Here is a 17,419-nt window from a genome sequence, read left to right as displayed (position 1 = left end):
GATCAGGTTGGGTGTTTGGGGACTAGGCGGGACGCGGGAAGGGAGTGTCCCGCGTCCCCAGTGACATCACTGCTTGTAGAACAACTGTGACGTCTGCATTGGACCGGGCTGCGGGTAGAGCCAGGTATAGATCTGGCCTTCCGGCACGTTGCCCAGGTTCTTGTTCGCGACCATGTAGCCATCGGCAGGCAAGACGGTACCCATCACGTAGAACTGCTCAGCCGCGATCTGCAAGACCTGATCGAACAGCTCTTTTTGCTCGGCGGGATCACCCGTCTTCGCAATGGAATTGTACAGGTCCATCTGTGCCTGAATTGCTTCCGGCGGTGCCTCTGCAAGGTTGCTGCCAGTGCCCATGAAGTGCTGCGCCCAGGCCTGTGCGAAGGCCGACTCCAGATTGAAGGGCATGTAGAAGCGCGGATCGAGCATCGCATCGTTCATTCCGCCGTCACCCCACCAGACATGCATGTCGTGCTGGTTGTTCTGGATCTGCTCGTAAACCAAGCTGCGCTCGGCGTTGCGGGCGTCCAGATCAATGCCGATCTCTTTCCACTGCTCGGTCACAAGCTGGGCGATGTCGCCGAACTCGGATTGATCGGACGATGCCAACAGCTGAATGCGGATGGGTTGGCCGTCAAACCCCAGGCGGATACCGTCGGAGTTCTTCTCGGTCAGACCAATCTCGTCCAGCAGCGCGTTGGCGGCGTCGGGATCATACTCGGTAAATTGTTTGGCGAGCTGTTCGTTGTAGAACGGCGAACCCGGGCGTGGTGCCGCCTGATGCGGCTCACCCTGCCCCGCATAGACCACATCGATGATTTCCTCGCGATCCATACCCATCGACAGGGCCTGCCGGAACTCTTTCATACCGAAAAGCTTGCGCTTGTTTTCATCGGGATGGGTGAGGTTGAGCTGGAGGATGGCATTGTTCATCCGGGCGTCGACGGTGGATTTCAGCGTGTAACCGCCGGCTTCCTGCCCGTCGAAGATCACCGGCTTGTTCGCCACAGTTGCAAAGTGGCGGTTCGAAAAGTCGACCTCGCCATTCACGACCTTCAGCACGATGTCCTCGACACTTTCGGTCTGCACCATCTTCACATCATCGATATAGGGCAACTGCTGACCCTCGGTGTCGACCTTGAAGAAATAGGGATTGCGCTCCCACTCGACCAACTGGGTCAGACCATCGTAGTTGGTGACCTGATGCCAAGCGAACAGCAGCGGACGGTTGGCGTCCTGGAAGTTGAAAAAGCAGGTTTGTTCGATCGCCTGGCTCCAGTTGTCGAAACCGCGCTCCTGCGCGACGGCATTCGCATCAGGATTGATCTCGGGGAACAGGGGACCACAATAGTGCTCTGCGGCATTGACGATGAAGGGGCCTTCAACTGTCGCCAGTCGCTGCAGAAACAGCCCGTTCGGTTCTTCGAGCATGATCTTGAAAGTGGTCTCGTTCACCACTTCGCCCGTGACGCCGCCAAGCGGGATGTTGACCTTGCGTCCCGCATAATCGGGGCTGGTCATGACCTTCAGTGCGAAGTCGAGGTCGTCTGCCGTGAAGGGTTCCCCATCGGACCATTTGTGCCCTTCCCGCAGGTAGAACGTGAACTCGGTCGCGTCTTCATTGACTTCAAAGCGCTCCGCGACATTGGGCACCACCTCGGTCCAGTCGTAGTTGAACGCAACCAGTGGCTGATAGCCGATGGTGCGACGAATCCAACCTGTGTCGAATGACCCCTTGAGGGCGGATCGCCAGACGCCGCCATACGTTCCCACCATTTCGATAGGTTCGACGACCAGCGGATTGGCAGGCAGCCGCTCTTCGACGGGCGGCAAAGTTCCCGCCGCAACAAGCTCGGCCAATTCTGGCGCTTCCTTGTACTCTTGCGCGGTCACTGGCACCGCGAATGCGAGCGCCGCGAAGAGCGGAACCGCGCTTTTTCCAATACGTCTCATTTCTTTCCTCCTGGTTTGATTCTGTGGCCATTGGGGTGTGGCCCCGGTCCCAAGGCGTCGCTGAACCGCTTGAAATCGGAACAGTATGGAACATGCACCTGGAACCATTTCTCCCCCCACGGCTAATCACCCAATATCGGAATGACACCCGAATATCATTGGCTGTTGACGGACGTTAATCGCAATGATACTCGTATGTCAATTGATTTTCCGAACGCTCCGAAACGGCCAGCGGACAGGCGCGTGGGCGAAAGTGACAAGCGTTGTGGACCTTGGGTCAAACGCCCTGCGCAAGCGCGCCGGAATCAAGTCAAGACCGGGGATGCGACGCTTTCCCACGGTCCAGAGCAGGAAGAAGGCATGATCGACACAAGTTGGACAGACGATGCATGGACGGCACTGGTCGATAAGGTGAAGAAAACCAGCACGGCCATCGGACCGCGCTTCCCGACGATGACGGATGACACCGGACGTTACGTTCTCACCGACGATACGTGGCGATGGGTTACGGGTTTCTGGCCGGGTCTGCTTTGGCTGCTGCACGACGACACAGATCACGCCCCTTTCGCTGACATCGCCCTGCGCTGCGAGATGCGGATGGACGAAGCCCTGAACGCATACGTCAACCTGCACCACGACGTCGGTTTCATGTGGCAGTTGACGTCCGTCAAACGTTTCAAATCGACGGGAGACACGGAAGCGCGACGGCGGGGTCTCGTGGCGGCCAGCCACCTTGCAAGCCGGTTCAACATCAAGGGCAACTACCTGTCCGCCTGGAACGTCAATGACGTGAACGATTCCGATCCAAGAGGTTTAAGCATCATCGACAGCATGATGAACCTGCCGCTGCTCTACTGGGCCAGTGAGGAAACCGGCGATCCAAGATTTCGACATGTGGCCATCGCCCATACCGAAACCGTCATCAAACACTTCATTCGGTCCGACTCCTCGATCAATCATATGGTCGAGTTCGATCCCTTTACGGGCGAAAAAGTGAGGGTGCGCAGCGGGCAGGGATTTTCGGAAACCTCTGCATGGTCTCGTGGAACTTCATGGGCGGTTCACGGCATGGCGCTTGCGTATCGATATACGAAAGACCCCCGCTACCTTGAAATCGCCAAAAACGTCGCCGACTTTTTCATTCGCGAACTGCCTGCGGACAATGTCCCTCATTGGGATTTTCGCGTACTGCGGACCGAGGCGACACCGCGGGATACCTCTGCCGGAATGTGTGCCGCGTGTGGCATGCTCGTTCTTGCATCCCAACTCGAAGAGAGAGAGGCCCAAAAATATCTCTCAGCAGCCAACGCAATTGCCAAGTCCACATACGAGGCTTTCGGCAATTGGGATAATGAAAGCGACGGGATCATTCGCGGAGGGACATTCAATCATCCTGCGGGCTTGGGCATAGACGTCTCACTGATCTACGGTGACTACTATTACGTCGAAGCGCTATCGCGGCTCAGGCGAATTGTAACCCTCTGAAAAGACAGAGCCGCAAGCTGGAATGATAGTCTCGTGAGTTGGATGCCCCCACTCGACGGTATCGAATGCGCCCTGAAAGCACTCTGTAGACCCGTGCGATGGTGGTACCCAACTGGCACCTCAAGCTTCGTCGCGCGCCCCCCTTGATCAAGAAGTAGGGAAGCCGGATTGGTGTCGAAGTCCAAGGCTATTTCCTGCAGCGCATGAAGACCAAATGGGGAAGCTGCAACGCGAAACAGCGGACCATTCGCCTGAATACAGAGTTTGTTAAGAAACCCCGGGACTTGCTCGAATACGTCGTAGTTCACGAGTTGATTCAGATATTCGCACCGACCCATAGCCCAAGGTTCTTCGATCTCTTGCCAACGCACGATCTGAGCTGGTCCGAGGTGCGCGCTGAATTGAACGAGTTGCCAATCCCGGCACTCTGAAACCTGAACTTAGGCACTTCTTGGATCATGATGTTCTCAAACACATTCTGTAGGTCGGCTTCGGCTGTCGGCAGGCAGCGGTGTTTGCAGCAGCCGCGAACGACCGCTTCCCGCCCCTCGCCCCGACGGCCCGCCCGGTTAAACCGGGCAGGCTCAGTGTTGGTTCGCCGGAGCTTTTTTGATCCAATCGAGCGCGCGCCGACCTTTCGGACAGTGCCAGCTAAGCAGCTTGTCGTATTCACTCTGAGCCAATCCGCATCGCAGCCACGCTCTTCGAGAAGTTTTTCGGCATTTGGCAGGCTGCGGAGCAAGGCCCGCGCCCTGTTGTCGTCGCTGACCCTAAAGCCCCAGCTGAGAGGCGATCTATCAACCAGAGCAATCTTTTCATCGCCGGTCAGCTGCCTCAGGCCACGACCCTTCGAACCCGCGTTGTGTCCAAGTTCCATTCTGCGTTCCGCGTGCGTCAAAGGTCGTTGGTCAGGATGAGTATTGGCACCTCAGACCCTTCGGAAAGCCTTTGGCCAAATCCATAAGCCGAGCCATCGTGGCGACTTTGCGCGAACTCTTTATCTGGCTTATTCAGCGCGATAGATTTCGCAGTCGGATCAGATTGCGGGACGCCGATTATTTTCGCATTTCCCGTCGGGATGAAGCCGAGGCGCGTGCGGCATCGGAAAAGCAAGCCCCCAGCATCAACCAAGCGAAACGCGCCTAGTCGATGATGCCCGAAGGCACGCGCGCCGGGGCTGCGATCACGCTGCGGGTCAAGCACGTTGATTTCGAGGACACGTCGGTGCGCCAGAACCCGCGCAATGGTGCGACCAAGTTCCGTAAGAATATCGAGAGCTTCTTTCACAAGGGCGTTCCCAAAGCCGAAGAGATTTTGGCCCGTTGGATCACCTATCTGGACGCAACCGCCCTTTATGGCCCGGACGATCCTCTGTTTCCTGTATCAGAACGCGTGGCGGAAGGATCAGCGACGCTTGATTACTGGCGAAGAACGCGGTCACAACGACGCATAGACCCATTTTGCGAGTCGCGTCAGATGTGGGAGCAGGTGTGGGAACGAAAAGCGAGATTTCGAAATCTACTTTTTAACATCAAACACATATTTGGCTGATGTGGCGGAGGCTCAGGGATTCGAACCCTGGGAGGACTTTCACCCTCGTCGGTTTTCAAGACCGGTGCATTCGACCACTCTGCCAAGCCTCCGCTGAAGACGGGGTTTAGTGCCTTCCTTGCCGGTCGTAAAGACATGATCACGCTTTGTGGAAATCCGCCGAACAGACGCGCTCCGGCCTTCCAAAACGGCCCCCTCGCCGCTATTGTAGCGCTAGCCAGCCGTGGGGCAGGCACGCAAGCGGCGTGACCTGTGCTATGGGTGGCACGTGGGTGTGCAGAAAAACGGTTGATCCAACAACCTGTGGTGCGCGCCTGGGTGAGGATAAATGCAAGGGGCGAGCGATGTCAGGCGATGTTCAATTGAAGACCGGTTTAATCCGGCTGAGTGCTGCGGCTTTTGTGGTCATCGGGCTGGCGGCCTGTGACGAACAAGGCAAGTTCCAGATGCCAAGCCTACCGAACTTTGGTGGCGATGGCGCGGCTGCGGAAGGCCCCGCCGATCCTGCGGCCCCGCTGAGCGCCGGGCCCACCGTGGAACGCGATGTCGAAGCGCCAGAGGTGTTTTCCGTCAGCGAAAACGGCCTGTGGGATGGACGCCCCAGCCTTGGTGGCGTCTGGGTCGCGCACCCGGATGCCTCTGGCCCCGAACGGGTGATCATCCGCAACCCCAGCAACGACAAGTTCGTCATTGGCGCACTTTTCCGTCGCGAACGTGAAAACCCCGGCCCGGCCTTGCAGGTCTCCTCTGACGCCGCCGAAGAACTGGGCATGCTGGCCGGTGCGCCGCAATCGCTGTCCGTGATCGCCCTGCGGCGCGAAGAAGGCCCTGCCGAAGTGGCCGCTGCCGTCACCGATTTCGACAACCCGGTCGAAATCACAGCAGAACCGCTTGATCCCGTCGCCGGTGCCGCCGCTGCCGCGATTGAGACGGCAGAATTGGCCGCCGCGGCTCCAACCCCTGCCCCCGCACCTGCGCCGGCCCCTGCCCCCACATCAAGCCTTGAAAAGCCCTTCATCCAGATCGGGATCTTCTCGATCGAGGCGAACGCCACCCGGACCGCTGACCGCTTGCGCGGCGACGGCCTGTCAGCGCGCGTCCTGTCCCAGCAAAGCCAGGGCAAATCGTTCTGGCGCGTCATCGTCGGCCCTGCCCCGAATGCAGCGGACCGCGCTGCGGTGCTGGCAAAGGTCAAGGCGCTTGGCTTTGGTGATGCCTACTTTGTGACCAACTAACGCATCCAGACGGAGCTGCCACATGCCCATCGCCCTGCGGACCCTCGCCACCGCCACTGCCTTGCTTTTCGTGGCCACCTCTGCGCTGGCACAGGTGTTCGAAACCAAGGCCCGCGCCGCTTACGTCTTTGACCAGACCACCGGCACCGTCCTGATGGAGAAAAACGCAGACGAACCGCTGCCGCCCGCCTCGATGTCAAAGCTGATGACAATCTATCTGGCGTTCGAGGCGATCGCGGATGGCCGCTTTGACGTGGACACCATGCTGCCCGTGTCGACCCACGCGGCCAGCTTTGGCGGCTCGACCATGTTTCTGGACACCACCGACCGTGTCTCGGTCGAGGATTTGCTGCGTGGTGTGATCGTGCTGTCGGGCAATGACGCCTCTGTGGTGCTGGCCGAAGGGCTGGCAGGCACCGAAAGCGCCTTTGCCCAGATGATGACCAACCGGGCGCGCGAATTGGGGATGATGAATTCGACCTTCAAGAACGCCTCTGGCTGGCCCGCAGCGGGGCACGAGATGTCAATGCGTGATCTGGGTATTCTCGCTGATCACCTGATCAGCGACTTCCCCACGTTCTACCCCCTCTTTGCCGAAGAAACCTATGCCTTTGATGGCCGCGCGCCCGCCAATACGCAAAACCGCAATCCGCTTTTGTCGTTGGGCATCGGCGCGGACGGGCTGAAAACCGGCCACACGCAAGAGGCGGGATATGGCCTCGTTGGTTCAGCCAAACAGGGCGACCGCCGCGTGATCTTTGTACTGACAGGTCTCGATAGTGCTGCGGCCCGCGCCGATGAGGCGGAACGCCTTGTCAACTGGGCCTTCCGTCAGTTCGCGCAGAAAGACGTCGCCAGATCCGGCACCCGCATCGCCGAGGCGCAGGTCTGGATGGGCGAAGTTGACACCGTTGGTCTGACAGTGGGGGCCGATGTTTCCATGCTGGTGCCCGTGACCAATCAGGACGGGATCAACGCCGAGGCTGTCTTTAACGACCCGATTGAGGCCCCGGTCACCGCCGGTCAGCAGTTGGGCGAACTGGTCATCGCACTTGATGGCCTGCCAGAGGCGCGCGTGCCGCTGGTGGCCGAAAACGATGTGCCGCGCGGTGGTTTTGCCGTGCGGATGCGCACCGCGATGCAGGTGGTGCTCGACAAGATCAACGCCGCGACCGCTGACGCCCCCGCATGACGCCGCCCCGCTTTATCACCTTTGAAGGCATCGACGGCTCTGGCAAATCCACGCAGGCCCGCGCGCTGGCAGAGCTTCTGCGCGCGCAAGGCGCGGACGTGGTGCTGACGCGCGAACCCGGGGGCAGCCCGGGGGCCGAGGAAATTCGCCAACTTTTGCTGACCGGTGACCCCGACCGCTGGACCGCAGAAACCGAACTTCTGCTCTTTACCGCTGCGCGCCGGGATCATCTGGAAAAGACGATCCAACCCGCACTGGACGCAGGTAAGACCGTCATCTGCGACCGCTTTGCCGACAGCACCCGCGTTTATCAGGGGGCGACCCGTGGCGACCTGCGTGGCACCGTTGACCAGCTGCACAGCCTGATGATCGGGCGCGAACCCGATCGCACATTCATCATCGACATGGACCCTGCGACCGCGCTGAACCGGGGCCTTGCCCGGCAATCAGGCGAAGACCGGTTCGAGGATATGGGCCTGTCCTTTCAGGAAACCCTGCGCCACGGGTTTCTGGCCCTCGCACATGCCCATCCCAATCGCTGCGTTCTGATCGACGGCAATCGTGATCCGCATGCGATCACCTCTGAAATCGCAGCCCACTTATGAGCGATGACGCCCCCGAACCCGACCGCATCGCGGGGGCACCGCACCCACGTGATACGGCCCGGCTGATCGGGCAAGACAGCGCACAGCAGGACTTTCTGGATGCCTTCACTGCAGGCCGCGTACATTCCGGTTGGCTGATCACCGGGCCGCGCGGTGTGGGCAAGGCCACACTGGCGTGGAAGATCGCAACCTTTCTGCTGGCAACCCCATCCCAGCAAGATGACGGGCTCTTTGGGGCCCCGCCCCCGCCAACTTCACTTGCAATTGACCCCGATCACCCCGATGCCCGCCTTGTACAATCTGGCAGCCATCCCGGCCTCTTGGTGATCCGCCGCATGGTCAATGAGAAGACCGGCGCCCTGCAGGCCGACATCACGCGCGAGGCGCTCGAGCCGCTCAAAAACTTCTTTCACATGTCGGCCACCGATGGTGGCCACCGCGTGGTGATCGTGGATGCCGCCGATGAAATGAACCGCAACGCTGCCAACGCGATCCTCAAGGAACTGGAAGAGCCGCCCGCCAACACCACGCTCCTTCTGATTGCCCATCAACCCTCGCGCCTCTTGCCCACAATCCGTTCGCGCTGCCGCGAGCTGCGTTGCGCGCCCTTGGCCGCCACTGATCTGGCCGCCGCACTTGATCAGGCCGGGTTCCAGACCGACCAGACAGAGGCGCTGACCACGCTTTCGGGCGGCTCTGCGGGGGATGCGATCCGGCTTCTGTCGCACGACGGCCTACCGCTTTACGCGGAACTGGTGGACCTGATGTCAGGCCTGCCCAATGTCGCGCGTCCGCCTCTGCTGAAACTCGCGGACAGCTGTGCAGGCCGCAATGCAGACACCCGATTTGCTCTGACACTTGACCTGCTGGACCACCTGCTGGCCCGCGCCGCGCGCACCGGACTTATGGGCGAACCCAGCAGCCAGGGCGCCCCGGGCGAGGCACGGCTGCTGGCGCGCCTGTCGCCCAATGACCGCGCCGCGCGCGCTTGGGCCGACCTTCAGCAATCGCTTTCTGCACGCGCGCGTCACGGGCGGGCGGTCAACCTTGACCCTGCGGCGCTGATCCTTGATATGGTTTTTGCAATCGAACACACGGCGCGCGACCACGCCGCCCCCTGAAAGCGCGCCGATGATCCCTGCCCTTGTCGACAGCCACTGCCATCTGGACTTTCCCGATTTCGACGGCGAACACGGCGCGCTGATCGCCCGCGCGGCAGAGGCTGGCGTGACCCGCATGGTTACAATCTGCACCAAACTGCGGCTGGAACCGCAGGTGCGTGCACTGGCCGAACGTTTTGCGCCAGTCTTCTATGCCGCCGGCACCCACCCGATGTCTGCCGCCGATGAACCGCTCGCGACCTATGACGAACTGGTCGCTTTGACCGATCACCCCAAATTTGTGGGCATCGGCGAAACCGGGCTGGACTATCATTACACCGCCGACAGCGCGCAGATCCAAAAGGACAGCCTGCGCATCCATATCGCCGCCGCTCGCGACACCAAACTGCCGCTTATCATCCATGCCCGTGCCGCCGACGACGACATGGCCCGCATCCTGTCCGAGGAATACGCCAACGGCGCATTCACCTGCGTCATGCACTGCTTTTCCTCTTCGGCCGCATTGGCCCAAACCGCCCTCGACCTCGGCTTCTACCTGTCAATGTCAGGCATCGCCGCCTTTCCCAAGTCCGCCGACCTGCGCGACATCTTCAACGCCGCCCCGCGCGACCGCATCCTTGTGGAAACCGACAGCCCCTACCTTGCCCCACCGCCCCATCGCGGCAAACGGAATGAGCCTGCCTACACCGCCCATACCGCACGCATCGCGGCAGAGGCCTTCGGGATCGACTATGCCGACTTCGCAGCCCAAACGACGGCCAATTTCGACCGGCTGTTCTGGAAGGCCACCGCATGACGCTGCGCTTCACCATCCTCGGCTGCGGCTCGTCTGGCGGTGTGCCACGCCTTGGCGGCCACTGGGGGGCCTGTGATCCTGCGAACCCCAAGAACACCCGCCGCCGCTGTTCGCTGCTCGTGGAACGCGATGGCCCCGATGGCACCACCCGCGTCTTGATCGACACCTCTCCCGACCTGCGCAGCCAACTGCTGGATGCAGGCATCGGCGAACTCGACGCCGTGATCTACACCCATGCCCACGCAGATCACGTGCATGGGCTGGATGACATCCGCATGATTGTCTACAATATGCGCCGCCGCATCCCTGTCTGGGCCGATGGCGATACCGGCAACGCGCTTCTGGCGCGCTTTGGTTATGCGTTCGTCCAACCCGCCGGATCGGCCTATCCGCCGATCTGCGATCTCAACACCATCGACGGCGACGTGACGATCGTGGGCGCAGGCGGCCCGATCACCCTGACCCCGTTCGAGGTTGAACACGGCACAATTGACGCGCTTGGCTTCCGGATCGGTGATCTTGCCTATCTGCCGGATGTCTCGGCTATTCCCGATGATGTCTGGCCGGTGCTCGACAACCTGGCAATCTGGATTGTCGACGCGCTTCGCCGTGATCCCCACCCCAGCCACAGCCACCTTGCGCAAACACTGGACTGGGTCGCACGCGCCAAACCGGCGCAGGCGGTGATTACCAATATGCATATCGACCTCGACTACGCGACGCTCAGCGCCGAAACACCGGATCATATCACCCCCGCCTACGACGGTATGACTTTGACCCGACCCGCGCCATGACGCACCTCACCCCTGCTTCTTCTGGCCACAATAATCCCCGCCGGAGGCACCAGAAAATGGCACATTTTCTGACCCAGATTTTTTGCAAAAATCTGGCCTGCCCATGACAGCGCTGCTTGATGTCATCCTGCCGGTCTTTCTGGTGATCGGCTTTGGCTACCTCGCCGTTTGGCGCGGTGTGTTTGCACCCGAAGGCGCGGACCAGCTGATGCGCTTCACCCAAGGCTTCGCGATCCCCTGCCTTTTGTTCCGCGCCATCTCGACCCTTGATCTGGGCCAGAACTTCAATCCGGCTTTGCTGTTCAGCTACTACGGCGTCGCAGCCTTGTGCTTCTTGCTGGGGTTGCTGGGCGCGCGCGCGCTGTTCCGTCGCGACTGGGAAGACGCCGTGGTCATCGGCTTTTGCTGCCTTTTTGCCAACTCCGTCCTGCTGGGTATCCCGATCACCCAGCGCGCCTATGGCACCGACGCACTGGCGGGAAACTACGCGCTCGTCGCGATCAACGCACCCTTTTGCTACGGCCTTGGCATTACCTTGATGGAGTTTATCCGCAATCGCGGCGGCAAGCTGCGCCAGACCCTGCCCAAGGTCGCAAAGGCCATGTTCGGCAACAACCTGATCATCGGCATCAGCCTTGGCTTTGCCGTCAATCTCACAGGGCTCCCGTTGCCGGTCGTCCTGACCGACGCGATTGACATGATGATCCGCGCGGCACTCCCGGCCGCACTCTTTGGCCTTGGCGGCGTGCTGGTCCGCTACCGTCCCGAAGGCGACATGCGTGTCATCCTTTACGTCTGCGCCATCACGCTGCTGGTGCAACCGGCGCTGTCGTTCACCCTTGGCGCGGGCTTTGGGCTGCCAGTCGAGGCGCAGCGCTCGCTCGTGATCACAGCGGCCATGGCCCCCGGCGTGAACGCCTATGTCTTTGCCAATATGTATGACCGTGCGAAACGGGTCGCGGCGTCATCGGTCCTGATCGCGACCGGTCTGTCGGTGCTGACCGCCTGGGGCTGGCTTTCGGTCCTGCCCTAGGGTCCTGACCCTAAGTCGGGGACATGCCCCGCAACCGCTCTGACCGCCGCCGGAGCAGTTCAACCACCGTCAGCAGAATGATCGAGATCACCACCAGCACCGTCGCCACCGCCAGAATCGTCGGACTGATCTGCTCGCGCAATCCAGTGAACATCTGCCACGGCAGCGTCTTTTGCGCCGCAGCACCCACAAAAAGCACCACAACCACTTCATCAAAGGATGTGATGAACGCAAACAACCCGCCAGAGATCACGCCCGGCAGGATCAACGGCATCTGCACCTTAAAGAAGGTCGTGACCGGCGTCGCGCCCATGTTCGCCGCTGCCCGTGTCAGCGAATTGTCAAACCCCACCAGCGTCGCCGTCACCGTGATGATGACAAAGGGAATGCCCAAGGCCGCATGCGCGAGGATCACCTTGATATAACCCGACAACGACTTGGACATGCCCAGCGTGTTCTCCATCCATAGCCCCATCTGGCTGTAGAAAAAGAACATCCCCGTGGCCGAGATGATCAGCGGCACGATCATTGGTGAGATCAGGATCGCCATGATCCCGCGCCGAAACGGCACGTGGGATTGGCTCAACCCAATCGCCGCCAACGTGCCCAGGGACACTGAAATGATCGTGGCAAAGGGCGCAATGATCAGGCTGTTCTGCATCGGGCGCAGCCAGTCGGCGTTGGTGAAGAAGTCTTCGTAATGCTTCAGGCTGTATCCCGCGGGGTCCAGCGCCAGCATCTCGGGCGTAAAGGTGAAAAAGTCCTGCGCGTTGAACGACAAGGGAATGATCGTGATGATCGGGGCGATCAGGAAGAAAAAGATCAGCCCGCAGATCAGTTTGAAGGTATTGTGCCACAACACCTGCCCTGTGGTGGCATAGGGCGGCACGCCCGCGCGGTAGGCCCCCGTCGACAGCCAATAGGCACACCAGCCCAAAAGTGCGCCCAGGATGCCACCGGCCAGCGCACCGGGCAAACCGCCCAGCACCAGCCCCAGTGCGGCGCATACGGCGATCGCGACCCAGCGACCTGTGCGTTTGGGCAAATGCACCGCCAGCGCATAGGCCAATGCAGCGCCAATGACAGCCCCTGCCACCAGCCCGGTCAGCACGCCCAGCCCTGCGGCCTGCCCGCCCAACACCCCCAACACCGCGCCAAAGGCGGCGGTCAGCGGCACGGTAAAGCTCCAGGTGTTGTCAGCGGCGGCGGCCTTGTCGGCGGCTGTCATGAATGTGGTCATGGCTCAGCCCCCCAGCTTCACGTTATCGATGCCGACGATCTTGTCGTACATCCAGTAGAAGATCAGCACGATCGCCAGCAGGATCGACCCCAGCGCCGCGGCCAAACCCCAGTTCAGGCTGGATGAGATGTGATAGGCGATCCGGTTGGAGATAAAGACACCCTTGGTGCCGCCCACAATCTCGGGCGTGATGTAGTAGCCAATCGCCAGAATGAAGACGAGGATCGAGCCTGCGCCGATCCCCGGCACCGACTGCGGGAAGTAGACCCGCCAAAAGGCCGTCCAGTTTGTTGCCCCCAGCGATTTCGCCGCCCGCAAATAGCTGGGCGGGATCGTCTTCATCACCGAATAAAGCGGTAGGATCATGAAAGGCAGCAGGATATGCGTCATCGCAATGATCGTGCCCGTGGCGTTGTTGATCAGTGCCAGCCGGTTCTCATCCCCCACCAGCCCGATCCAGACCAGCAGCTCGTTGATGACCCCTTGCTGTTGCAACAGCACCTTCCACGCGGATGTCCGCACCAGAAGAGAGGTCCAGAATGGCAGCAACACAAGGATCATCAGCAGGTTCGCCTTGGACGCCGGCAGGTTCGCCAGCAACCAGGCCACCGGATAGCCCAGCAGGATACAGCTGCAGGTGATGACCAAGGACATCACCATCGTGCGCCAGAAAAGCGTGAGGTAAATTTGCTGATCTTCCGGCCGCCATTCGGACCCGTCGGGCGCTTTCTGGCGGTCGATGGAGTTCAGGAAATACCCGCTGGTGTAGTTCGGGCTGTAGGTCTGGATGGTTTGCCAGACTTCGACACTGTTCCAGTCTTCGTCCACATCGACAAAGGCGGCGCGCAAATCCTCGGTTTCAAATGCGCCCACGGCCCCTTGGGCATCAACCAACGGCAGCCCGGTCCCCGCTACAGCCGACAGATCGGCTTCGCCCAATTCCTGTGCCAGGACGTGGAACTGAATGGGCCAGATGTCTTCTTTCAGCGGGTTGTCTTCCTCGCTGCGCACAAAGTTTGCGTAATCCCGGTACAGCGCCACGGTCTGCGGCAGCGCCTCCGCTGCACCCGGATCAGCCTCGAACTGCGGCGGCATCCCGTCTTCGCCTGCGTTGGTCCAATCCGTCAGGGCCGCGTTCCAGTTTGCGCTGCCCAGTTGCACCGCCCAATTGGCGGGCATCTCAAAGCCGGGGTCCAGATCGACAAACTGATCCATCGCCACCTCGCCCATATCATCCACGCGGCGACCGGACTTGCGGAAAAGCGACGCGATACCTGATGTTTCGTAATTGAGCCGCGACCCAAGCCGCGTGTGTACCTTTTTCTCGACCGCGACCATCATGTCCTGGGCCAAAGCCTCAAACACCGGATCGCCGGGGGCTTCGCCGGTGCTGGCGTCCCAATCGGCAACCGCGACCACGGTGCGGGGCAGCACATCGCTGACAATCTGGTTTTCGACCGACCGGAACAACATCTGTCCAATCGGCCAGATAAAGGTCAGCAGGATGAACAGCAGCAACGGGGCGATCAGCAGCAGCGCGCGCATCTTCTGACGGCGCAACGCCCGGTTCAGCGATTTTTTCAGCGGCGTGCCGTCGGCCGCCAGCATCGGGCCTGCTGCATCAGTCATCTAGACACCTTCAACTAGAATGATTGTGCTTTCTGCACAGCGCCGCCGGATCTCGGCGACAGCTTGGTACTCGGGGTCTTCGTAGGCCGCCTTGGCGGCGGCGTAGCTGTCGAATTCAATGACGACATGGCGGCCCATTTCGACCCCCTCCGGCGTCTCGGATTGCCCACCGCGAACGACAAAGCGCGCGCCGTGGCTTTCAAGGATCGGCGTGTCCTTTTGCACATATTCGGGATACCCCTCGGGATCCGTCACTTTGATATGTCCGATGATATAACCTTTGGGCATCGTCCGCTCCTGCTGCTGTGGTGGCAAGGCGGGGTCAAACCCCGCCCTACCCTTTTTTCACGCCTCAGCGCTTATTGCGCCAACCATGCCTGGAACTTGGCGTCCAGGTCATCGCGGTAATCCGCCCACCATTCGTAATTGTTCACAAAGGTGTTCTCGGCATTGTTCGGATCGGTCGGCATATGCGGTGCCATCTCAATCCCTAGCGTGGCATGAGTGCTGACCAGCGGGGCCGACGACATCCGGGCCGGGCCATAGCTGATGTACTTGGCCTGATCCGCAAGGCGCTGGGTGTCCGTTGCGAAATAGACATAGTCCAGCACCCGGGCCAGACGGTCCTCGGGCAGACCAGCCGGGATCACCCAGCCATCCAGATCAAACATCTGCCAGTCCCAGGCCATGCCAATCGGCTGGCCCTGCTCTTCAATCGCGGCAAACAGGCGGCCATTGAACGTTGAGCTCATGAAGACCTCACCGTCAGCCAGAAGCTGGATCGCCTCGGCCGCAGAGGACCAAAAGATCGTCTGATCCTTGATGGTGTCCAGCTTGGCAAAGGCCTGCGCCTGCCCCTCTTCGGTCTCAAGGGTGTCATAGACGTCCTCATAGGCCACGCCATCACACAGCAGCGCCCATTCCATGTTGGCAATCGGTTGCTTGTTCAAACCGCGCTTGCCCGGATAGGTCTCCAGATCGAACACATCACAGGCGCCGGTTGGCGGTGCGACGCCATCAGCGACCTGATCGGTGCGATAGCCAAAGGTCGTCGAGAACACGATCTGCGGAATAAAGCAGTCAGAGACGATCATGTCGCCGAAGTCATTGCTGGCACTTGTGCCGTCCGGTGCCGCGGCCAGTACTTCGTCGTGGTCAATCTCCATCGCCAGACCCTCGTCGCAGGCGCGGATCGCGTCCGCGGCCTCAAGGTCAACCAGGTCCCAGGTGATGTTGCCCGCTTCATTCATGGCCCGCAGCTTCGCGATACCCTCGGCCGAACTATCATCGTTGATGATCGTTGTTCCGGTCATTTCCGAATAAGGCGTGTGATACGCGTTCTGCTGTGACGAGGTATAGGCCCCGCCCCAGCTTACGATGGTCATTTCGTCGGCCATGTGACCGTCTGCAAACGCAGCCGTGCTCGCCAGCGAAAGGGCGGTACTCGCCATCAGTGTTGTCGTCAGTTTCATGTCGTTCTCCCGTTTCGAAACCCGGTTTGATCTTTTTTCAAGGCGCACCGCCGGGCGCGGCGCGGCCCTATTGCGGTCAGGCGTCGAGCGCCCGGCAATCCTGTGGCAACCAGCCAATCTCGATCTGCTCGCCGGGCTTCAGGCGGGTCTGATCGGGCGCGTTGCGCGATTTGATGATGAAATCATCGGTGCCTGCGACCCGTAGACGGGTGCGGAAAATGTCACCCATATAGATGAATTCCTGCACTTCAGCCTTCAGGGTATGCGCGCCTTCCTGCAAGCGTGACTTGTCGAATTCGACCCGCTCGGGCCGGATGCTGACCTTGGTGCGCTCGCCCACGTTGGCCACGTTGACTGGCATCGCATCAATGATGTCGCCATTGTCCAACTTGACCACGCAAGTGTCGCCGGTGATCTCCTGAACAACACCTTCCAACGTGTTGTTTTCACCAATGAATTGCGCCACGAAAGAGTTCTCTGGTTGTTCATACAGCTGATCGGGCGGGGCCAATTGCTGGATTCGGCCATCGTCAAAAACCGCCACGCGGTCTGACATGGTCAGCGCCTCGGTCTGGTCGTGGGTGACGTAAACCACCGTGATCCCCAGCTCGTGTGCCAGATTGGTGATCTCAAACTGCAATGTCTCGCGCAACTGCTTGTCCAACGCGCCAAGAGGTTCATCCATCAGCACCAGTTCGGGTTCAAATACCAGCGCGCGCGACAGCGCGATCCGCTGCTGCTGGCCACCTGACAACTGGCTGGGACGGCGACCTGCAAAGTCCTGCATCTGCACCATGCCCAGCGCGCGCATCACCTTTACTTCCTGCTCGGCCTTGCCCATCTTGCGCACCTGCAGCGGAAACGCGAGGTTTTCGGCCACGGTCATATGCGGAAACAACGCATAATTCTGGAACACCATGCCAATGCCGCGCTTGTGCGGCGGAATGTTGTTGATGCTGATCCCGTCCAACTTGATCTCGCCGTGGGTCGCTGTCTCGAACCCGGCCAGCATCATCAGGCATGTGGTTTTCCCGGACCCCGATGGCCCCAGCATCGTCAGAAACTCGCCCTTGGGCATTGAAAGGTTCAGGTCTTTGACGACAAGGTTTTCGCCGTCATAGCTTTTCTGCACACGTTCGAACGCAACGAAAGCGCTTTCATGACTTGATCCGGTCACGTAGTTCTCCCCATTGGCGGCTTTGTCGCGCCATTGCATCAGACTAAAACAAGCGTTTGACGCGATTGCAACCAATTCAGCGGCATGTTGCCACTTGCAGGCGACATGGCCCCTTGGTGCCCGCAAAAGAGGCCAA

The 17,419-nt window shown here is 60.3% G+C and carries 16 protein-coding genes and 1 tRNA gene; 10 read left to right on the top strand and 7 right to left on the bottom strand.

The genetic code is table 11. The features are described 5' to 3' along the window. Positions 1-66 precede the first annotated feature (66 nt). Positions 67-1,953 carry an ABC transporter substrate-binding protein gene (locus AB3Y40_RS04845; RefSeq protein WP_369437666.1) on the bottom strand — a complete coding sequence of 629 codons (1,887 nt, stop codon included), beginning with the start codon at positions 1,951-1,953 and terminating at the stop codon, positions 67-69. Positions 1,954-2,313: 360 nt separating this feature from the next. On the opposite strand from AB3Y40_RS04845, the gene AB3Y40_RS04840 reads away from it, so the two are divergent. From AB3Y40_RS04840 to AB3Y40_RS04830, 3 genes are all read left to right on the top strand, one after another. Further along, on the top strand, positions 2,314-3,438 hold the full coding sequence (locus AB3Y40_RS04840; protein WP_369437665.1) for a glycoside hydrolase family protein: 1,125 nt from the start codon (positions 2,314-2,316) through the stop codon (positions 3,436-3,438). A 203-nt stretch (positions 3,439-3,641) separates the two neighbouring features. After that, positions 3,642-3,869 (top strand): M48 metallopeptidase family protein, encoded by a 228-nt coding sequence (locus AB3Y40_RS04835; RefSeq protein ID WP_369437664.1) that lies wholly within the window; start codon positions 3,642-3,644, stop codon positions 3,867-3,869. Positions 3,870-4,587: 718 nt separating this feature from the next. Then, positions 4,588-4,989: a hypothetical protein gene (locus tag AB3Y40_RS04830; protein ID WP_369437663.1), complete on the top strand. Its 402-nt coding sequence runs from the start codon at positions 4,588-4,590 to the stop codon at positions 4,987-4,989. 2 nt (positions 4,990-4,991) lie between these two features. On the opposite strand, the gene AB3Y40_RS04825 is transcribed toward AB3Y40_RS04830, so the two are convergent. Next, positions 4,992-5,081: transfer RNA gene (locus tag AB3Y40_RS04825), tRNA-Ser, on the bottom strand. Positions 5,082-5,333: 252 nt separating this feature from the next. Between AB3Y40_RS04825 and AB3Y40_RS04820 the strand changes: the two genes are divergently transcribed. The 7 genes from AB3Y40_RS04820 to AB3Y40_RS04790 all read left to right on the top strand — a co-directional run bounded on the left by AB3Y40_RS04820 (position 5,334) and on the right by AB3Y40_RS04790 (position 11,765). Continuing rightward, a complete protein-coding gene (locus tag AB3Y40_RS04820) occupies positions 5,334-6,224 on the top strand; it encodes an SPOR domain-containing protein (RefSeq protein ID WP_369437662.1) in 891 nt (296 codons plus the stop codon). A 22-nt stretch (positions 6,225-6,246) separates the two neighbouring features. Beyond that, positions 6,247-7,416 (top strand): D-alanyl-D-alanine carboxypeptidase family protein, encoded by a 1,170-nt coding sequence (locus AB3Y40_RS04815; protein ID WP_369437661.1) that lies wholly within the window; start codon positions 6,247-6,249, stop codon positions 7,414-7,416. Next, complete coding sequence (gene tmk / locus AB3Y40_RS04810; protein WP_369437660.1) at positions 7,413-8,021, top strand: dTMP kinase; 609 nt, start codon at positions 7,413-7,415, stop codon at positions 8,019-8,021. The genes AB3Y40_RS04815 and tmk overlap by 4 nt, the downstream gene beginning before the upstream one ends. Further along, complete coding sequence (locus tag AB3Y40_RS04805) at positions 8,018-9,142, top strand: DNA polymerase III subunit delta' (protein ID WP_369437659.1); 1,125 nt, start codon at positions 8,018-8,020, stop codon at positions 9,140-9,142. The genes tmk and AB3Y40_RS04805 overlap by 4 nt, the downstream gene beginning before the upstream one ends. Before the next feature lie 10 nt (positions 9,143-9,152). Beyond that, positions 9,153-9,938, top strand: a complete 786-nt coding sequence (locus AB3Y40_RS04800) for a TatD family hydrolase (protein WP_369437658.1) — start codon at positions 9,153-9,155, stop codon at positions 9,936-9,938. Further along, positions 9,935-10,732: an MBL fold metallo-hydrolase gene (locus AB3Y40_RS04795; protein ID WP_369437657.1), complete on the top strand. Its 798-nt coding sequence runs from the start codon at positions 9,935-9,937 to the stop codon at positions 10,730-10,732. The genes AB3Y40_RS04800 and AB3Y40_RS04795 overlap by 4 nt, the downstream gene beginning before the upstream one ends. 103 nt (positions 10,733-10,835) lie before the next feature. Then, a complete protein-coding gene (locus tag AB3Y40_RS04790; protein WP_369437656.1) occupies positions 10,836-11,765 on the top strand; it encodes an AEC family transporter in 930 nt (309 codons plus the stop codon). Between the two features lie 10 nt (positions 11,766-11,775). Here the strand turns inward: AB3Y40_RS04790 and AB3Y40_RS04785 are convergent, their stop codons facing one another. From AB3Y40_RS04785 to AB3Y40_RS04765, 5 genes are all read right to left on the bottom strand, one after another. Next, on the bottom strand, positions 11,776-13,005 hold the full coding sequence (locus AB3Y40_RS04785; RefSeq protein WP_459553966.1) for an ABC transporter permease: 1,230 nt from the start codon (positions 13,003-13,005) through the stop codon (positions 11,776-11,778). A 3-nt stretch (positions 13,006-13,008) separates the two neighbouring features. Beyond that, on the bottom strand, positions 13,009-14,634 hold the full coding sequence (locus AB3Y40_RS04780) for an ABC transporter permease (RefSeq protein ID WP_369437655.1): 1,626 nt from the start codon (positions 14,632-14,634) through the stop codon (positions 13,009-13,011). Then, positions 14,635-14,922: a DUF1330 domain-containing protein gene (locus AB3Y40_RS04775; RefSeq protein ID WP_369437654.1), complete on the bottom strand. Its 288-nt coding sequence runs from the start codon at positions 14,920-14,922 to the stop codon at positions 14,635-14,637. It lies immediately after the preceding gene. Between the two features lie 71 nt (positions 14,923-14,993). Continuing rightward, on the bottom strand, positions 14,994-16,106 hold the full coding sequence (locus tag AB3Y40_RS04770) for an extracellular solute-binding protein (protein WP_369437653.1): 1,113 nt from the start codon (positions 16,104-16,106) through the stop codon (positions 14,994-14,996). A gap of 76 nt (positions 16,107-16,182) precedes the next feature. Beyond that, on the bottom strand, positions 16,183-17,322 hold the full coding sequence (locus AB3Y40_RS04765; protein ID WP_459553965.1) for an ABC transporter ATP-binding protein: 1,140 nt from the start codon (positions 17,320-17,322) through the stop codon (positions 16,183-16,185). Positions 17,323-17,419 lie beyond the last annotated feature (97 nt).

Source organism: Yoonia sp. R2331, assembly GCF_041103235.1.
Lineage (GTDB): Bacteria > Pseudomonadota > Alphaproteobacteria > Rhodobacterales > Rhodobacteraceae > CANMYO01.
This window is presented reverse-complemented; position numbering and strand designations above follow the sequence as displayed.

What these genes read in the sequence shown, in the direction of transcription:
- tmk (WP_369437660.1), top strand. Translation starts at nt 7,413, where the DNA reads ATGACGCCGCCCCGCTTTATCACCTTTGAAGGCATCGACGGCTCTGGC.
- AB3Y40_RS04765 (WP_459553965.1), bottom strand. Translation starts at nt 17,322, where the DNA reads ATGCAATGGCGCGACAAAGCCGCCAATGGGGAGAACTACGTGACCGGA.
- AB3Y40_RS04790 (WP_369437656.1), top strand. Translation starts at nt 10,836, where the DNA reads ATGACAGCGCTGCTTGATGTCATCCTGCCGGTCTTTCTGGTGATCGGC.
- AB3Y40_RS04770 (WP_369437653.1), bottom strand. Translation starts at nt 16,106, where the DNA reads ATGAAACTGACGACAACACTGATGGCGAGTACCGCCCTTTCGCTGGCG.
- AB3Y40_RS04830 (WP_369437663.1), top strand. Translation starts at nt 4,588, where the DNA reads ATGATGCCCGAAGGCACGCGCGCCGGGGCTGCGATCACGCTGCGGGTC.
- AB3Y40_RS04800 (WP_369437658.1), top strand. Translation starts at nt 9,153, where the DNA reads ATGATCCCTGCCCTTGTCGACAGCCACTGCCATCTGGACTTTCCCGAT.
- AB3Y40_RS04805 (WP_369437659.1), top strand. Translation starts at nt 8,018, where the DNA reads ATGAGCGATGACGCCCCCGAACCCGACCGCATCGCGGGGGCACCGCAC.
- AB3Y40_RS04780 (WP_369437655.1), bottom strand. Translation starts at nt 14,634, where the DNA reads ATGACTGATGCAGCAGGCCCGATGCTGGCGGCCGACGGCACGCCGCTG.
- AB3Y40_RS04775 (WP_369437654.1), bottom strand. Translation starts at nt 14,922, where the DNA reads ATGCCCAAAGGTTATATCATCGGACATATCAAAGTGACGGATCCCGAG.
- AB3Y40_RS04785 (WP_459553966.1), bottom strand. Translation starts at nt 13,005, where the DNA reads ATGACCACATTCATGACAGCCGCCGACAAGGCCGCCGCCGCTGACAAC.
- AB3Y40_RS04815 (WP_369437661.1), top strand. Translation starts at nt 6,247, where the DNA reads ATGCCCATCGCCCTGCGGACCCTCGCCACCGCCACTGCCTTGCTTTTC.
- AB3Y40_RS04840 (WP_369437665.1), top strand. Translation starts at nt 2,314, where the DNA reads ATGATCGACACAAGTTGGACAGACGATGCATGGACGGCACTGGTCGAT.
- AB3Y40_RS04835 (WP_369437664.1), top strand. Translation starts at nt 3,642, where the DNA reads ATGAAGACCAAATGGGGAAGCTGCAACGCGAAACAGCGGACCATTCGC.
- AB3Y40_RS04820 (WP_369437662.1), top strand. Translation starts at nt 5,334, where the DNA reads ATGTCAGGCGATGTTCAATTGAAGACCGGTTTAATCCGGCTGAGTGCT.
- AB3Y40_RS04845 (WP_369437666.1), bottom strand. Translation starts at nt 1,953, where the DNA reads ATGAGACGTATTGGAAAAAGCGCGGTTCCGCTCTTCGCGGCGCTCGCA.
- AB3Y40_RS04795 (WP_369437657.1), top strand. Translation starts at nt 9,935, where the DNA reads ATGACGCTGCGCTTCACCATCCTCGGCTGCGGCTCGTCTGGCGGTGTG.